This is a genomic window from Geovibrio thiophilus (assembly GCF_004087915.1).
GTDB lineage: Bacteria > Chrysiogenota > Deferribacteres > Deferribacterales > Geovibrionaceae > Geovibrio > Geovibrio thiophilus.
Map to the genome: position 1 here is coordinate 2,276,620 of NZ_CP035108.1, position 17,243 is coordinate 2,293,862.

At 47.9% G+C, this 17,243-nt stretch carries 10 protein-coding genes, 2 tRNA genes and 3 rRNA genes; 2 read left to right on the top strand and 13 right to left on the bottom strand.

Translation table 11 applies throughout. The annotated features are described in order from the left end of the window. Positions 1-12: 12 nt before the first annotated feature. The 3 genes from EP073_RS10575 to EP073_RS10585 form a co-directional block, all read right to left on the bottom strand. The gene (locus EP073_RS10575; protein ID WP_128467120.1) at positions 13-753 is read right to left on the bottom strand and encodes a gluconate 2-dehydrogenase subunit 3 family protein; all 741 of its coding nucleotides are present in this window, start codon (positions 751-753) and stop codon (positions 13-15) included. Between the two features lie 299 nt (positions 754-1,052). Beyond that, positions 1,053-2,402 carry a sigma-54-dependent transcriptional regulator gene (locus EP073_RS10580; RefSeq protein WP_128467121.1) on the bottom strand — a complete coding sequence of 450 codons (1,350 nt, stop codon included), beginning with the start codon at positions 2,400-2,402 and terminating at the stop codon, positions 1,053-1,055. Next, positions 2,399-4,297, bottom strand: a complete 1,899-nt coding sequence (locus EP073_RS10585) for an ATP-binding protein (RefSeq protein WP_164885342.1) — start codon at positions 4,295-4,297, stop codon at positions 2,399-2,401. Before EP073_RS10585 ends, EP073_RS10580 begins: the two co-directional genes overlap by 4 nt. 178 nt (positions 4,298-4,475) lie before the next feature. Here EP073_RS10585 and EP073_RS10590 point away from each other — a divergent pair, with 178 nt between their 5' ends. Beyond that, complete coding sequence (locus tag EP073_RS10590; RefSeq protein ID WP_128467123.1) at positions 4,476-5,036, top strand: cytochrome c3 family protein; 561 nt, start codon at positions 4,476-4,478, stop codon at positions 5,034-5,036. Continuing rightward, positions 5,015-6,805: an FAD-dependent oxidoreductase gene (locus EP073_RS10595; RefSeq protein WP_241653993.1), complete on the top strand. Its 1,791-nt coding sequence runs from the start codon at positions 5,015-5,017 to the stop codon at positions 6,803-6,805. Before EP073_RS10590 ends, EP073_RS10595 begins: the two co-directional genes overlap by 22 nt. Before the next feature lie 570 nt (positions 6,806-7,375). Here EP073_RS10595 and rrf read toward each other — a convergent pair. The 10 genes from rrf to EP073_RS10650 all read right to left on the bottom strand — a co-directional run bounded on the left by rrf (position 7,376) and on the right by EP073_RS10650 (position 17,138). Next, positions 7,376-7,493, bottom strand: a 5S ribosomal RNA gene (gene rrf / locus EP073_RS10600). A 79-nt stretch (positions 7,494-7,572) separates the two neighbouring features. After that, positions 7,573-10,463: ribosomal RNA gene (locus EP073_RS10605) — 23S ribosomal RNA — on the bottom strand. 424 nt (positions 10,464-10,887) lie between these two features. Further along, positions 10,888-10,960: transfer RNA gene (locus EP073_RS10610), tRNA-Ala, on the bottom strand. A gap of 62 nt (positions 10,961-11,022) precedes the next feature. Further along, positions 11,023-11,096, bottom strand: a tRNA-Ile gene (locus EP073_RS10615). Between the two features lie 300 nt (positions 11,097-11,396). Then, positions 11,397-12,948: ribosomal RNA gene (locus EP073_RS10620) — 16S ribosomal RNA — on the bottom strand. Together the 16S, 23S and 5S rRNA genes with 2 tRNA genes alongside form the textbook arrangement of a ribosomal RNA operon. Before the next feature lie 428 nt (positions 12,949-13,376). After that, entirely contained in the window at positions 13,377-14,438 is a 1,062-nt protein-coding gene (aroC, locus tag EP073_RS10625; RefSeq protein ID WP_128467124.1) for a chorismate synthase, read from the bottom strand. Positions 14,439-14,448: 10 nt separating this feature from the next. After that, entirely contained in the window at positions 14,449-14,817 is a 369-nt protein-coding gene (gene crcB / locus EP073_RS10630) for a fluoride efflux transporter CrcB (RefSeq protein WP_128467816.1), read from the bottom strand. Positions 14,818-15,202: 385 nt separating this feature from the next. Beyond that, a complete protein-coding gene (locus EP073_RS10640) occupies positions 15,203-16,057 on the bottom strand; it encodes a tRNA (adenine-N1)-methyltransferase (RefSeq protein ID WP_128467126.1) in 855 nt (284 codons plus the stop codon). Next, the gene (locus EP073_RS10645; protein ID WP_128467127.1) at positions 16,054-16,947 is read right to left on the bottom strand and encodes a PP-loop family protein; all 894 of its coding nucleotides are present in this window, start codon (positions 16,945-16,947) and stop codon (positions 16,054-16,056) included. Before EP073_RS10645 ends, EP073_RS10640 begins: the two co-directional genes overlap by 4 nt. Then, positions 16,947-17,138, bottom strand: a complete 192-nt coding sequence (locus tag EP073_RS10650) for a MoaD/ThiS family protein (protein ID WP_128467128.1) — start codon at positions 17,136-17,138, stop codon at positions 16,947-16,949. Before EP073_RS10650 ends, EP073_RS10645 begins: the two co-directional genes overlap by 1 nt. Between the last annotated feature and the right edge of the window lie 105 nt (positions 17,139-17,243).

Sequence of the window (17,243 nt, forward strand, 5' to 3'; positions counted from 1 at the left end):
ATCCTTCCGCTCTTAATACATATCCGCAAGGGAAACGGGTTCAATCTTCTCAAAATTCCTGCTTTTTATGATGTCGAAATAGCTCATCTGAGCGCCCGGATACTGCTTCATTCGCCAGCCGTTCATATTGCTGTTGCCGCTGTAGATAGGATCAGCATACACGCCCGCCAGCACAGCCCCCCGCAGGAGAGAAAAAAAGTACGCTGAGGTAAAGCCTTCTGTAGGAATAGCGCCGGATTCGCACATTTTGAGAATCACGTCTTTGTCAGCATCTTTAAGTTCAGGGAAATTCTTTTGGAATGTCATCTGCGAATAGCTGTTAAGAGCACTCAACCCTTTAGAAAAAATATCACGTTTGGGAAGAGGTGTCTGGTAGCCCTGTGTTGGAGCCCCTTTAAAGAAGGGTCCCGACATGTATTCACGAGCGTTGTATCCGTAGGCTCCGGCAAGCTGGTTATCGATGAAAAAGGGAACGCCCAGTTCCTTGGCTCCGGGTCCGTTCTCATCCTTTGGAAAAATCCTTTCGGAAGCTTCGGACAGAGTGGCAAATTCCAGTTCATTAGTGAAAAACATCTTGCCCTTCGGCGAAATTCTTGTGTTTTCGGAGGGTAGTTGAGCCGAATGCTTCATTTCAGCAGCATGGGTTTCAGCAGTTGTAACACTCAGTATGCTCCCGCTCAGAGCCGCAGCGCCTGCTGCAACGCCCGTTGCCTTCAAAAAATTTCTGCGTGTCATGTCAGACTTTTTTGACATAATAGCCTCCTAGTGATTTGTGTGCTGTTCATACACATATACTAGGATATACCTGCAAAGGGGCAAATTGCAAGGCATGACTAATCAATAATTATCACTATCATCGGCTTAATAAATATCAGGCATCGTCAATAGACAGATTAACTGTAGAACAGAGGAGATCCACATCCTCTGTACAGTTTTTAGACTGAAACAGAGAAGAATGCGGTCTTTCGGTGTCGTGGAAATTTATCCGATCCGCCAGTCCCCGCCTCAGTTTCTGCCGTATACTTTGTTGATAATTCAGTTTTTTTTAAAAGTTACTTCCTTAAGCGTCTGCTTAAAGTTGACTGGGATATTCCAATCATTGCGGCGGCTTTGGTTTGGTTATTGCCTGCAAGTTTCATGGCATCACTGATAAGCTTATCTATGACTTCGTCAACTTTTGGCAGCTGCTTTTCATTAAAATCAGTTTTGGCTTCATTGGATGTCAGATAATTCCGCAGATCTTTTGCCTGAATTTTATTTTGAGCCCGTGCGAGCAGATCAAAGCAGATCGCCCGTAATTGGCGGGTGTTTCCGGGAAAAGAATAGGCGTTTATTAAGTTAAGGGCATCCTGAGTTATTTCAGGGACACTTCTTTGAAACTCTTTAGATGCTTGATTGATGAAGTGGTGAAATAAAACGGCGATGTCCTCCGGTCTTTCCCTGAGCGGCGGTATGTGCACAAAGTGGGTATTCAATCTGTAGTAGAGATCCTGCCGAAACTCTCCGGCTCTGCATTTGTTTTCCAGATTTTGATTTGTGGCAAAAATCAGTCTTGCGCGAGATTTACCTGCCACATCCGATCCAAGCTGCTGATATTCCCCATCCTGTGCGAGATACAGGAGTTTTAGCTGAAGCGCATTCGGAAGATCACCAATTTCATCAAGAAACAGTGTTCCGTCATCTGCCTGCTGTATGGCTCCCATACGGCTTGAATCAGCCCCGGTAAAGGCGCCTTTTTTATGCCCGAACAGGGTGTCTGAAAAGGCGTGCGCATCAAGACCGCTTACATTTATAGATACAAAAGGTCTGCCGGGGCGGGAAAGCTCTGCGGTGGCTTTGGCAAGCACGCCTTTCCCAACGCCGCTTTCGCCGGTGATCAGGATTGGGTATGGACTTACGGCTAAGGCAGTCAGATATTTGAATACCGAATGTATGCGGCTGCTCTTAGTGATGAAATCCTTAAATACCAGAAATTCTTCATCCATAGAAAACAGTCCGTCTTTCAGCGCGTTATTTTCTCTTTCAAGCTGATGTATTTTAATAATGCGTTTAATATTACTTATCAGTTCTTCTATAAGGGATGTTTTTACCATATAATCCATGGCGCCCAGTTTCCCGCAATCCAGCGCCATATGAATATCGTTTACCCCTGTCATTATGATAACAGGCAGTCGGGGATATTTCTGTTTGATCCTGTGCAGTACATCTTTTCCGGATATATCACCAAGCATTAAATCCAGAAAAACAAGATCCGTATCCGCCTGCTTTAAAATGTTAAAAACTTCATCCTCGTTTTGAGCCGTGCGGATCTTTTCAGATGAAGTCACGTCATACTGCAAAAGCGTCCGCCTGAAAGAGACAAGCCAATCCCTTTCGTCATCTATCAGAAGGATTGATGTCATAATGTCTCCTTGGGGAAAAATATCCTGATACACGTGCCTTCCCCTTCAACAGAATCTATGGCATAGTGCCCACGGTGCTCTTTAACAATGCTCGCGACGATTGATAACCCCAACCCCGTGCCGTTTTTGCGGGTAGTGTAAAATGCTTCAAATGCTTTCTTTTTTACTGCGGGGCTCATGCCGCAGCCTTCGTCTTCTATGTAAAATACGACATACTTGCCGTCTTCAGATTCACTCAGACTGCATGTTATCGCCTGTGAATTATCTGTAAGTGCGTAGCATGCGTTCTGAATAAGGTTGATTATGATCTGCTCTATATGTTGGGAGTGCCCTTTAATGAGAGCAACCGGTTCATCAATTCGGCAGGTGAAATTTTTGGTGAAACTTTTGACGAAATAGCTTATAAAGCGAACGGAATTATTAAGGATAAGTTTTAAATCCACCAGAGCATAGGCGTCATCGCGTTTTTTGCTGAATGTTTTGAGATCGTTAACAGTGTTTATGATACGCCGTATATTTTCTGTAATGATTGTATGTGCGGAGATCTCTTCCTGACGCGCATCAATCCAGTTAAGCCCGGCAAAGCGTTTTGCTGATTCAGGCGTGTCCGCATATATATGTATATCATTTGAAAGCTTTTGCAAAAAATCGATATTGTGCATGATAATACTCGCGGGATTATTGATCTCATGTGCAATGTTTGCCGCCATATTGCCAAGGGCGGTCATTCTGTCAATGACGAGCAATTCATCGCGCTGGCGCACCTTTTCTGTGATGTTGGACGCAATAATCAACAGCGGATCCTCGCCTTTTTCCAGAATAATGCCGGATACCTCCCATGTTTCGGTATTGTCGAGAAAGCGTTTTGTTTCAAACGATTTGTTTGTCGCTATTGCCTGTTCAATCTCATTTCTTATAAGCTCAATGGAAAAATCTGAACTGGAGGACGCGGCGTTTGACCATACAGGCAGACCTTTCACATTAATCAGATAGATTTGTTCAGGCAAGACATCCAGAAGCATTTGCAGTAACCCTGTCAGAGTGTTCAGAGACGCTGTTTTCTGCTGTACACGCATATGGAGGGATTTGTTCCATAAAAGAATAAGGATGATCATCAGCATAACAGTCAATACGATTGGTATGATATATTTATGCCACAAAGGCGTATCCTGCGAACGCGACCACTTTTTCATTATTTCAAAGTAGTCTCCGGATGCTTTCAGATCCTCCATGGCATTGTTCAGTCTGGCGTATAGGGCGGTATTGGTTTTATTTATGGCAAAGCCGTATATCGTGGGCATCATGGGGTAACCGCAGATCTTTATCTCATACTGCCTTGGCAGGCTCAGTATGGACGGGAGACTAGCCACAAAAAAATCTCCTTTCCCCGCCAGAAAATCCTTCACCATATCCTCATGGTTTTGATACCCCGTAAGCTCCAGATTATATCCATCCTTGTGTTGCTGGAGATAGCTGTCTGTATAGCTTCCTTTCATAAAAAGGACATTTTTGTCTCGCCAGTCTTCCATATCGTCTATGGGAGGATCAGCTATCCTGTTCACCGCATAGCGGTATATTACAACTGACTGCTCTATATATGCGGCAAACTGATCGGATTGCGGTATCGGTGACATGCTCATCATTGTGATCTCATTGTTCTTCAATTTATCAAGCAGTTCATCCCGTTCTCCTGTGATGATGCTGTATGTACAGCCGGCTTTTTTGGACATTTGTTTAAGAAGATCCACATTCATGCCGTGAGGCTTGCCCTGTTCATCAATCCATTCATAGGGTTTATACGGATCAGATCTCAGTCCGTAAATAATATTACAGCTTTCCTGTGCGTATACCGGAGCGGAAAATAGAATAAAAATTAAGATAATTAAATATTTCATAAGCATTTATAACACACAAAAAGCTAACATGCAATTTGCATTGTCTATGCATATTGCAGTGCATAATGCATAGAAACGATCGCTCTTGAATTATAAACAACTGATAGATAATGCTCTTTCTATTTGGCAATAAACTTGCTTTATATTTATCAGAAATATTTCTAATTAGGAGTTAGTTATGCTGAGTTTGAAAAAAAGCATAGTGCCTTTGGTTTTGATTTTTATCCTGACGGTATGCGATGTTGCCGTATCAAAGAGTGGCATACCTGCTGAATGGAGCATGGATACGGATTGCGCGCTATGCCACACTCATGAGGCGGATACATTGACAAATGAAAAATGCCTGATTTACGCTCACAGTGAAGAAAGCTGTACATCTTGCCATTCACAGGAAGATAGGCTTGCTGTTGCGCACAGAAAAATGTCCACTGATACCTCAAAGCTGAAGCGCCTTAAAAGAACCAAAATGGGTGAGGAGAATTGTATTGCCTGCCATGGCGGGTGGGAAGACCTAAGCGAGCGCACAAAAGATACGGTTTTAGTTCAAGACTCTGAGGGAACTATTGTCAATCCGCATATTGTAAGAACAGAGATCAACAAGAGCAAGCAGCATAATCTGGTTACATGCACCTCCTGTCACCGGATGCATACAGAAACAAATCTTGCGGAAGCTGCAAACGAGGCATGTCGCACCTGTCACCACGCCGGTGTATATAAATGCGGTACTTGCCACAACTAAACGAATTTAAAAGAGAAATAGACCTGATAGGTTTTATTTTTACAGAAATTGTAAAGGAGATAATCATGGCTGAAAAGAAAGGCGGTCTTGGAAGTAAAATGTTAACCAAGAGGGATTTTATGAAGGTGTCCGGTTTGACCGTCGGCGCTGCGATACTGGCTGTCGGCGGTGCGTCAACATCGCTTGCGACAACGGGTTCGGTATCGGTGAAAAAGTGGGATTACGAGGCGGATGTTATTGTAATCGGCACCGGTCCTGCCGGGCTGAGCTGCGCGGCGGCTGCGGCTGAAAGCGGTGCATCTGTTATTGCTATCGACGCAAATAACAAGATAGGAGGCAAAGGTATTCTTTCGGGCGGCAATCTGGGTATTGGCGGCGGAACGCGTATGCAAAAGGATCTCGGATATGTTGAAACAGCAGACATTATCTATGAAGATCGTACTGTTCCGAATCTGCGTACGGATGCCACCATGAAAGTTGATACTGTTGACAACCGGAAGGTAACAATGGGCATGTGGCGTAAGATCTCCGGCGCTGAAGACGGCGAGGGCATGGCGCGTGCTTTTGCAGATAACAGTCTGGATACATGGAACTGGCTGGATAAGATGGGCTGCGCATTTATCAAAGCCAACGTCAGCAAAATGTCTCAGGTTTACCGTGGCTCCCGTTACTTTACAACCACTGCTCAGACTCTTGTAGATCGCGACAACGGCAAACCCGGTGATTTGACATCCGGAGGAGCAGGTATTATATGGCCTCTCTACGATAAAGCGGAAGAAGGCGGTGTTGAGTTCATGCTTAGCTGCAAAATGACCAAAATCATCCGTGAGGATAATGGCGGGCGTGTTGTGGGTATAGAAGCTACTTACAACGGCAAAACAATATATATGAAAGGCAAGAAAGCCGTATTTCTCGGCACAGGCAGCTGGAACGGCAACGACAACCTCAAGCAGCTCTTTTTACCTTGGCTTACAAGGTATCCCCACATCACCGGCGAGCCCTATGTAAAGAATGACGGAAAAGGCATTGAGGCTGCAATTGCGATTGGCGCATCGCTGTCTACTGATCGCGGAAGTGACTGGCACGGCTGGCACCGTCACCCGGGTTCGCTCTGGCACCGCTCAGGGGCACCATTCGGAATCAGCGGGTTTGAAGATGGCTTTCTCGACAGCGAAAGTATCTACGTCAATGCAGAAGGAAACCGCTTTATGAATGAAGAGATTGGTGAAGACAACCCCGCATGGGTAGGAGGGTCAAAACCATTCTATTTTGCACAGATCTGCGCCACACAAACCACGGATAAAGATGGTCCCGTTGTGTGGATTATTATGGACGAAACATCACGTATGAAGCAAAAACTTGAGTTTAAACCCGGTGAGAATGTTGAAACCTTCATGTACGGTAAGGGCAATACTCTGGAAGAGCTGGCGTCTGCCATAAAGGTTCCCGGCGCGAATCTGGCTGCCTCTGTTAAACGCTACAACGAGCTGGTTGCAAAAGGAAAAGATGAAGATTTCGGTAAGCAGGAAATAACGGCACAAATTATTAAACCGCCTTTCCATGCCATTAAATGGGGTATCCAAAAGCACAATACTCTTGGCGGAGTAACTATCAACCCTAAAGCACGGGTGCTTGACTGGAACCGCAAGCCTATCCCCGGTCTGTATGCCGCCGGAGAGAGTGCGGGCGCTATGGATCTTATCGGTCTGGCACGACCTATAGTTTTCGGCCGTATTGCCGGTTTGACAATCGCAAAAGAAGAAAAATAAACATATCAACTGTATTGACAAGCTGGGACGGCATTTTGCATGCCGTCTCCAGACTGTCATTTCCGCAACGGCGAGTTCCTTCCTTGGAACTGTTTACGTCGGTATATTTAGAGACTGCCGCATCGCTTCGCTCCTCGCAGTGACATAAACTGCTGTCATTGCGAACCCTCAAAGGGTGAAGCAATCTCTCTCTTCATAACACCAAACTGCACATCCTGTCCGGTTTACTCACACGCTTAAGGCACAGTGAATGTGCCTACGCTTCTAAAGCACACACTTCCTGTGTGCGGGGGAGAGCAGGTCACTGTATTTGTCCCTTAAACGCAGGAAAGCCCGACATCTTTCGACATCGGGCTTTCATATTTTTAATCTCTGGCAGTGACCTACGTCTGACTTAACGGAGTAAACCGCTACGTCCTGTCCGGTTTACTCACACGCTTAAGGCACAGTGAATGTGCCTACGCTTCTAAAGCACACACTTCCTGTGTGCGGGAGAGCAGGTCACTGTATTTGTCCCTTAAACGCAGGAAAGCCCGACATCTTTCGACATCGGGCTTTCATATTTTTAATCTCTGGCAGTGACCTACTCTCCCAAGCTCTCTCTTAGCTAAGTATCATCGGCGCTGGAGGACTTAACTTCTGTGTTCGGAATGGGTACAGGTGTAACCCCTCCGCTAAGACCACCAGAGAAACCTTAAACATATTCTCTCATGTAAAACATCTTCATAAATAGGCTGTAAGATATAAGGGAAACTCTTTCGACATGCTGCGCTAAGCCCATCGCGCGATTAGTACTGGTTAGCTCAACACCTCACAGTGCTTACACACCCAGCCTATCAATCTTGTAGTCTTCAAGTGCGCTCAGGGGAGATCTTATCTTTAGGTTAGTTTCCCGCTTAGATGCTTTCAGCGGTTATCTAGTCCAGACTTGGCTACTGGACCATGCTCCTGGCGGAACAATCCACGCACCAGAGGTCTGTCCAACCCGGTCCTCTCGTACTAGGGTCAGATCCCATCAAATCTCCTGCGCCCGCAGCGGATAAGGACCGAACTGTCTCACGACGTTCTGAACCCAGCTCGCGTACCACTTTAAACGGCGAACAGCCGTACCCTTGGGACCTACTTCAGCCCCAGGATGTGATGAGCCGACATCGAGGTGCCAAACCTCCCCGTCGATGTGAACTCTTGGGGGAGATCAGCCTGTTATCCCCGGCGTACCTTTTATCCGTTGAGCGATGGCCCTTCCATGCGGAACCACCGGATCACTAAAGCCTGCTTTCGCACCTGCTCGACTTGTAGGTCTCGCAGTCAAGCACCCTTATACTTTTACGCTCGACAGTTGGTTTCCGACCAACCTGAGGGTACCTTCGCGCGCCTCTGTTACTCTTTCGGAGGCGACCGCCCCAGTCAAACTACCCGCCAGACAATGTCCCTACGGCTACACACCGTCCAGGTTAGATATTCAGCACCAAAAGGGTGGTATTTCAAGGGCGACTCCACGCAAACTAGCGTCCACGTCTCATAGTCTCCCACCTATCCTACACATTTAATACCAAATATCATTGCCAAGCTGTAGTAAAGGTGCACGGGGTCTTTCCGTCCTGCTGCGGGTAAACGGCATTTTCACCGCTAATGCAACTTCGCCGAGATTCCAGTTGAGACAGCGCCCAGATCGTTACGCCATTCGTGCAGGTCGGAACTTACCCGACAAGGAATTTCGCTACCTTAGGACCGTTATAGTTACGGCCGCCGTTTACTGGGGCTTCAATTCAATGCTTCGCTTGCGCTGACATCTCCTATTAACCTTCCAGCACCGGGCAGGCGTCACACCCTATACATCCTGTTGCCAGTTAGCAGAGTGCTGTGTTTTTGATAAACAGTCGCCTGGGCCTCTCATCTGCAACTCCTTTCACCTACAGGAGCTAGTCCTTTCAATTACTCGGAGCCCACCTTATCCCTAAGTTACGGTGGCATTTTGCCGAGTTCCTTAACTGGAGTTATCTCGAACGCCTTGGGATTCTCTCCCTACCTACCTGTGTCGGTTTGCGGTACGGTCTGTTATGTACTCCTTAGAGGTTTTTCTCGGAAGCATGGTATCAACAGCTTCATCTTCATTACGAAGACTCGTCATCAGTTCTCAGAATTATTCCAGCGGATTTGCCTACCGGAACTCCCTACTACCTTAAACCGGGACGTCCAACACCCGGACTGCCTAACCTTCTCCGTCACCACATCGTCAAACGCACATATACAGGTACAGGAATGTTGACCTGTTTCCCATCGACTACGGATTTCTCCCTCGCCTTAGGGGCCGACTGACCCACCGCGGATTACCCTGCCGGTGGAAACCTTAGGTTTTCGGCGAAAGGGTTTCTCACCCTTTTTATCGCTACTAATGCCTGCATTATCTCTTCAACACGCTCCAGCAATGCTTGCCGCATTACCTTCAAAGCTGTGCAGAATGCTCCTCTACCACTCGTATAAAATACGAGTCCGCGGCTTCGGTGGTATGCTTAGCCCCGCTATATCTTCGGCGCAAAAACACTAGACCAGTGAGCTGTTACGCTTTCTTTAAAGGATGGCTGCTTCTAAGCCAACCTCCTGGCTGTTTCAGTATCTTCACATCCTTTACCACTTAGCATACACTCCGGGACCTTAGCCGGCGGTCTGGGCTCTTACCCTCTCGACAATGGACCTTCTCACCCACTGTCTCACTCCCATGCTCTGGGTTGCTGGTATTCGGAGTTTGTCAAGGTTCGGTAAGCGGTATGCCCCCTAGCCAAAACAGTGCTCTACCCCCAACAACTAACGCATGAGGCTGCACCTAAATGCATTTCGAGGAGAACCAGCTATCACCAAACTTGATTGGCCTTTCACCCCTATCCACAGGTCATCCGAAAACTTTTCAACGTTTACCGGTTCGGGCCTCCATAACCTATTACGGTTACTTCACCCTGCCCATGGATAGATCGTCTGGCTTCGGGTCTACCGCACGCAACTTGCGCCCTATTAAGACTCGGTTTCCCTACGGCTGCGCATAACTGCTTAACCTTGCTGCATACGGTAACTCGCAGGCTCATTATGCAAAAGGCACGACATTACATCATTAGATGCTTTGACGGCTTGTAGGCAAATGGTTTCAGGTTCTATTTCACTCCCTTAACAAGGGTTCTTTTCACCTTTCCCTCACGGTACTGGTTCACTATCGGTCGATGACTCGTATTTAGCCTTAGGAGATGGTCCTCCCAGATTCCCACAAAGCTTCTCATTCTCCGTGGTACTCGGGGACACCGCTAGCCGCAATTCACTTTCGCATACCGGACTCTCACCTTCTCTGGTCAGCCTTTCCAGACTGTTCTGCTAGATTCATGCGTACATATTGCAGGCCCCACAACCCCAAGCCCGAAAGCTTGGTTTAGGCTCTTCCGGTTTCGCTCACCGCTACTTACGGAATCGTTATTACTTTCTCTTCCTTCAGGTACTGAGATGTTTCACTTCCCTGAGTTCGCTCCCTCATAAAGGGTATATAGGGTTTCCCCATTCGGAAATCTGCGCCTCAAAGCCTGTTAGCGGCTCCGCGCAGCTTATCGCAGCTTGCCACGTCCTTCTTCGCCGGTCATCGCCTAGGCATCCACCATTTGCCCTTAGTAGCTTAACTTTTTTAATTATGCATCGTCTACTCGAGCTTCCCTTATCTCTTACAGCCTATTCAATTTTCAAACACTATAGTTCCTAAAAAATTCGTCCTGAACTTTTTACTCACTCGCAGCATGCGGAGCAAAGCTCCTTTCTGCTCTCACTTCGCCTGCGCTCCTCGCATTCGCTACCGTGCGCGCTCCGTGGGGTACATCGTGTACCCTATAACCCGTTTCCAAGTTACTCAATGAGACTATGAATTAACTTCATAACCTTACTAAACAACTTTCAAACAACATCACCTACCCATCGCCATCTAACTTAACAGACTCGGCTTAACTAAAGTTTCCAAAAAAGGAAACTCACCGTGTGTAGCGAAGGATTGCTTCGCAATCCGCGAGCATGTATCCAAAATTTCCATGGATGGTAAATTTTGGATTGTTAAATGGAGGTGAGGAGGATCGAACTCCTGACCCCCGCCTTGCAAGGGCGGTGCTCTCCCAGCTGAGCTACACCCCCGGGTAAGACTTACAACTAATACCAACTCTCTAAGCCAGCATTAGCTTTAAACCTTAATAACATGGGCCTAGGTGGACTCGAACCACCGACCTCACGCTTATCAGGCGTGCGCTCTAACCGTCTGAGCTATAGGCCCCTACTAACTAAAAGATGCTCGAAAAAAGGTTCTTCATGAACTTTTTTCTCACTCGCAGCCTGCGGAGCAAAGCTCCTTGCTGCTCTCGTTTCGCTTGCGCTCCTCGCATTCGCTGCGGTGCGCGCTCCACGGGACACATCCTGTGTCCTGAAGTACTTCGGCAAAGTCTCTTCAAGCACCTTTCAGTTAGCAGGCCTACTTACGCCTTATATAAATAATTAAGGCCGGTCCGAGATAGTTATCTTAGAAACCTAATACCCAATGGAGAGGGTTTTAGGATTTTTTTGATTCTTTCCTTAAAAAGGAGGTGATCCAGCCACACCTTCCGGTACGGCTACCTTGTTACGACTTCACCCCAGTTACCAACTATACCATAGACGGCTCCCTCCTAAAAGGTTAGGCCACCGGCTTCAGGTACGGTCGACTCCCGTGGTGTGACGGGCGGTGTGTACAAGGCCCGGGAACGTATTCACCGCAGTTTTGCTGACCTGCGATTACTAGCGATTCCGACTTCATGTAGTCGAGTTGCAGACTACAATCTGAACTGAGGCGTACTTTCTGGGATTCGCTTAACATCACTGTCTCGCTGCCCTCTGTATACGCCATTGTAGCACGTGTGTAGCCCCGGACATAAGGGCCATGATGACTTGACGTCGTCCCCACCTTCCTCCGCCTTGTCGACGGCTGTTCCTCTAGAGTGCCCGGCTTGACCCGATGGCAACTAAAAGCAGGGGTTGCGCTCGTTGCGGGACTTAACCCAACACCTCACGGCACGAGCTGACGACAGCCATGCAGCACCTGTCATTCAATTCTTACTGAAAGTAAGCACTACAATATCTCTATCGTATTTTGAAGATGTCAAACCCGGGTAAGGTTCTGCGGTTAGCATCGAATTAAACCACGTGCTCCACCGCTTGTGCGGGCCCCCGTCAATTCCTTTGAGTTTCAGTCTTGCGACCGTACTCCCCAGGCGGGATGCTTAATGCGTTAGCTTCGGCACTGAATGTGGTTACATCCAACACCTAGCATCCATCGTTTACAGCGTGGACTACCAGGGTATCTAATCCTGTTTGCTACCCACGCTTTCGCTCCTCAGCGTCAGTTACCAGCCAGTATGCCGCCTTCGCAACCGGTGTTCCTCCCTATATCTACGCATTTCACCGCTACACAGGGAATTCCGCATACCTCTCTGGTACTCTAGCAATGTAGTTTCAGAAGCCCTACAACAGTTGAGCTGTTGCCTTTAACTCCCGACTTACATCGCCGCCTACGAGCTCTTTACGCCCAGTGACTCCGAACAACGCTTGCCCCCTCCGTATTACCGCGGCTGCTGGCACGGAGTTAGCCGGGGCTGCTTCTGTGGGTACCGTCAATCACAAGGCAGTTACTCCTCATGCCATTCTTCCCCACTGAAAGTACTTTACGACCCGAAAGCCTTCATCATACACGCGGCGTTGCTGCGTCAACCTTTCGGTCATTGCGCAAAATTCCCCACTGCTGCCTCCCGTAGGAGTCTGGACCGTGTCTCAGTTCCAGTGTGGGCGGCCACCCTCTCAGGCCGCCTAGCCATCGTAGCCTTGGTAGGCCATTACCCTACCAACTAGCTAATGGCACGCGAGGCCATCCCAAAGCGACAGGTTACCCCGTCTTTTCCCACACACAACTAAGTACGTGGGCTTATCCGGTATTAGCACAAATTTCTCTGTGTTGTCCCAATCTTCAGGGTAGGTTCCTCACGCGTTACTCACCCGTTCGCCAGTGTACTATCGCCCGAAAGCGAATTCCCCTAGACTTGCATGTGTTAAGCACGCCGCCAGCGTTCGTTCTGAGCCAGGATCAAACTCTCCATCCAAACTCATGTTATTCTCTTTATCCTTTTCTCGGACCGGCCTATTCTAATGTCAAACAACTGCTTTTTCTCCCCGCCCTCTCAGGCGGCGGAAGAACTTTATAAAGAATCCCGCTCAGATTGTCAACCACTTTTTTCTAAAAGTTTTTAACCGAAACCCTAAACGAAATATCCTGCTTTCTAACACTCTCCCCTCTCACCTCGAAACATCCAAGCTCAACGCTCAGGGGAAGGTAGTTATAAGAAATTCCGCTTAGGAAGTCAACAACTTTTTTTAAAAAATTTGTTAACAGCCTTAACAAGTTATTCTTCTGTCAAACACTCTCGTAATCTCTCACCCGCTCTCGCCCGCAGCAATCAAGCCCGGCTCTCAGCGGAAGATTGTTATACGAAAACGGCAGAGTTAAGTCAACATCTTTTTTAATAAATTTTTAAAAAAGATTACGTCCCGCATTGTCAGCCATTATCATATCCACCAGAACCATTGCCGACATTGCCTCCGCAACGGGAACGACCCTCGGAGCGACACAGGCATCATGTCTGCCTCTGGTGACGATCTCCTTCTCATTGCCGAAGAGATCGATGGTTTTCTTGGGTACGGTTATTGATGACGCAGGCTTTACAGGGAAGCGGAAGATAATATCCTGCCCTGTGGTGATACCGCCGAGAGTTCCGCCCGCATTATTTGAAAGGAAGCCGTATTTGGAGATTTCATCGTTATTTTCGCTTCCCCTGAGCGTCGCCGCCTCAAACCCGCTGCCGAATTCTATACCCTTTACGGCGGGTATTGAGAGGATCGCCTTTGCCAGCTCCGCCTCGATACGATCAAAGACAGGCTCGCCTATTCCCACGGGTACACCCTTTATAATAACTTCGACAACCGCTCCTATGGAGTCACCTTGTTCCGAAATACTTAATATAAGACTTCTCATCTTTTCCGCAACGTTTCTGTCGGCGCATCTCACAGGATTTTTCTCTATATATTCCGCGTCAAACTCCAACGCCTTAATGCTGCCCACCTGTTTGACGTGAGCTATGACGCTTACCCCTTTTCCTGAGAGCAGCTTTTTAGCCACAGCACCGGCGCACACTCTGCCTATGGTCTCTCTTGCGGAGCTTCTGCCGCCGCCTCTGTAGTCCCTGAAGCCGTATTTTGAGGTATATGTGAAGTCCGCATGCCCGGGGCGAAAGAGATCCTTCACCTCGCTGTAGTCCTTAGACCGCTGGTTCTCATTATATACAAGCATCATTATAGGGTGTCCGGTGGTTTTGCCTTCAAATATGCCGCTGTGGAACTCCACCTTATCCTTTTCGTCTCTGGGAGTGCTGACATCACTCTGCCCGGGACGGCGGCGGTTGAGCTCAAGCTGAACATCATCCTCCGTGAGTTCCAGTCCCGCCGGACATCCGTCCAGCACCACGCCGACCGATTTCCCGTGGCTTTCGCCGAAGGTGGCTATTCTGAAATTTCTGCCGAATATGCTTCCGCCCATTGTTATGCTCCTATTGCTTCACAAGCCACATGCCGATGAGAGCGGCAGCAAGGCTTAAGAAAAGATTTGCGAATACGTTTGCCGAGCCTGCGAGGTATCTGCCTTCGTCAAAAAGCAGAATTGTTTCCACGCTGAATGTTGAAAAGGTTGTGAACGCCCCGAGAAAGCCCATACCGACTAGCAGACGCAGGTTTTCTCCGGACGTGCTGCGGAAGAACAGAGAACCCATGACGCAGCCCAGAAGGAATGAACCGGACACGTTTACAAAGAAGGTTCCGAGAGGGAACCTGCCGCCCATTATAAAGAGAGAAGCCTTTGACACCCCGTATCTCGCTACGGCTCCGAAGAAACCGCCCAGACCTATGAGGAGAATTTTCATCTGCATCCGCCCTGCCGCCCGTTTAGAGGCTACATTTATTTACAACATTTCCGTTTACTTATCCGTATTATGCACATATATATTAACCATGACAGACATTCAAGGCATAATAGTTCTGATATGTATCGCGGCGGTGATTCTGAACCTTCCGTTCGGTTATTTGAGGCGTTTCACCAAAAGGTTTTCCCTAGCTTGGTTCGCCTGTATTCATATACCGATTGTTTTTATTGCTGTTATAAGGATAAGCACACACACGCCGTGGGCGTTTGCTCCTTTATTTCTGGCAATGGGAATTTTAGGGCAGATGATAGGCTACAGGATAAACTTCCGCAGGAGAGAGCAGCAGGAGGAGCGGTAAGATATTTCACCGCCCCTTTGGTTAAATCTATTCTTCTTCAGGCATTTCGTAAGTTTCTTCAAGCTCCTCCGGAGTTTCCGCCTTTTCGGGCTTCACTTTCGGCAGCATTTTTTCCACCTTGCGGCAGGTTATAAGGAATGCGCTGTGGTTGAATGTCCACATCTCCGGTCTTACAGACCTTCCGTCCACCTTCCACGGACGCTTAATCAGCTCAAAGGAGCTTATCTCGTCATAGTACCCCGCCTCGCGCAGAGCATCCACGCATGACTTCACCTGTAAAATCGTAGGCAGATAGCATACAAGCAGCCCGCCCTGACGGAGTCCCTTCTCAAGATGAGGCACAACCTGCCAAGGTTCGGGCAGGTCAAGCAGCACTCTGTCATATTCGCCGTCTATACTTTCATATATATTGCGTACCTGAATATCGTGGTTGGGCGCTTCGCCGTAAAATTCGGCTATGAACCTTGCCGCATCACCAGCGAAATCCTCACGGAGCTCATAGCTTGTAAGAGTTCCTTTACCGCCGAGAGCACGGAGGATGGCTATCGAAAGCGCACCCTGCCCCACTCCCGCCTCAAGAACATTAAGACCGGGGTAAACATCGCCCTCCATGAGCATAGCTGCCGTATCCTTGGGATAGATTATCTGCGCGCGGCGCTTGATATTCATGATGTAGTCGATATAAGTGGGTTTAAGCACTCTGTAGCGCACACCTTTTGAGGCGGTGATTATTCCGCCGTCAAGAATCTTAACTATCTCGTCATGCTCTATGAAGCCGTACTGCGTTGTGAAGCGCAGCCCCTCACGCAGTTTGGTCATGTGGCGTTTGCCTCTTTCCTCGTCAATCAAAATGACGTTGGTTCCATATTCTATTTTATTCATTTAACTTTCTCCACCAGACGGCAGAATGTGCATTTGTCCATAAAGGACTCCATTCCGCAGGTCTGACATATTTTCATTTCGTCCGAATCTGTTTTTGAGCGGTCTTTATCCTTAACCCTTTCGAGAAATTTTGTATAAAAGAAAATCTCCGTTCCAGCCATTTTATCTTCTATAGTGCTGAGCGCTTCCTTGAAAATAAGGCTTGTGGCGCCTTTGCTCATCGGACACTCTTCCATCACGTAGTCTATTCCGTTGAGGATGGCAAACGCCGCTGTCTCCCTTTCTGTGAGGCGCACAAGGGGCTTGACCTTCTTTTTCAGCATTTTCCCGCCTGCGGGGAGAACCGGATAGGTGTTGTCCATGTATTCATCGTTCCAGTGCATTATGTTGGCTAACAGGCGGGATGCCTCGTCATCCAGATTGTGCCCCGTGGCGACAACATCAAAACCGCCGTCATAGGCTGCCCTGTTGAAGTAATATCTTTTTATGGTGCCGCAGACAGCGCAGTCCTCTCTTTTGGCTCGTCTTGCCACAAAAGGGATCGGATAGCCTTTTTCACGAAGATCCACTATGATTGTTTTCAGTCCGAATTTATCAGCAAATGCCGTCACTTTCTCCTTCGAGCGGTCGGAATAGCCGTTTATACCAAGATCGATATACATTCCCGTTACATCACAGCCGAGATTATGCAGCACATGCCAGAGGACAAGGCTGTCCTTTCCGCCGGAGACACAGACCATTATTTTATCTGTCTTGCGGAACATGCGGAACTGTTTGATGGATTTCAATGTCTGCTCAGTGAAATACTCATTGAAATGCTCTTTGCAGAAGGCGGCGTTGGCACGGCGGATATTAATTACCGCATTGCCGTTACATTTAACACATTTCATCAGCCGCCGCTCACCACGTTTATGATTTTTATATCCTGACCGTCATATACGTGAATATCATGTGTCAGAAGCTCTCCATCCCTTGTGACAAGGGTTGTAGTCTCTTTCAGATTAAGCTTTTTCAATATATCTTTCACTGAAGCGGGGGATATTTCCTCAATCCTGCCGTCGGTGAATTCGACTTTAACCAATTATAATCCTCCGAAATTAACTTCGCCGAACCAACGTCCTGTGGTTCGGCTGAAACCGCTCGCGCCTTGCAAAGCAAGGCTCCGCACGGCGCAGGCTCTTTATCA

What these genes read in the sequence shown, in the direction of transcription:
- EP073_RS10575 (WP_128467120.1), bottom strand. Translation starts at nt 753, where the DNA reads ATGTCAAAAAAGTCTGACATGACACGCAGAAATTTTTTGAAGGCAACG.
- EP073_RS10580 (WP_128467121.1), bottom strand. Translation starts at nt 2,402, where the DNA reads ATGACATCAATCCTTCTGATAGATGACGAAAGGGATTGGCTTGTCTCT.
- EP073_RS10585 (WP_164885342.1), bottom strand. Translation starts at nt 4,297, where the DNA reads ATGAAATATTTAATTATCTTAATTTTTATTCTATTTTCCGCTCCGGTA.
- EP073_RS10590 (WP_128467123.1), top strand. Translation starts at nt 4,476, where the DNA reads ATGCTGAGTTTGAAAAAAAGCATAGTGCCTTTGGTTTTGATTTTTATC.
- EP073_RS10595 (WP_241653993.1), top strand. Translation starts at nt 5,015, where the DNA reads ATGCGGTACTTGCCACAACTAAACGAATTTAAAAGAGAAATAGACCTG.
- aroC (WP_128467124.1), bottom strand. Translation starts at nt 14,438, where the DNA reads ATGGGCGGAAGCATATTCGGCAGAAATTTCAGAATAGCCACCTTCGGC.
- crcB (WP_128467816.1), bottom strand. Translation starts at nt 14,817, where the DNA reads ATGAAAATTCTCCTCATAGGTCTGGGCGGTTTCTTCGGAGCCGTAGCG.
- EP073_RS10640 (WP_128467126.1), bottom strand. Translation starts at nt 16,057, where the DNA reads ATGAATAAAATAGAATATGGAACCAACGTCATTTTGATTGACGAGGAA.
- EP073_RS10645 (WP_128467127.1), bottom strand. Translation starts at nt 16,947, where the DNA reads ATGAAATGTGTTAAATGTAACGGCAATGCGGTAATTAATATCCGCCGT.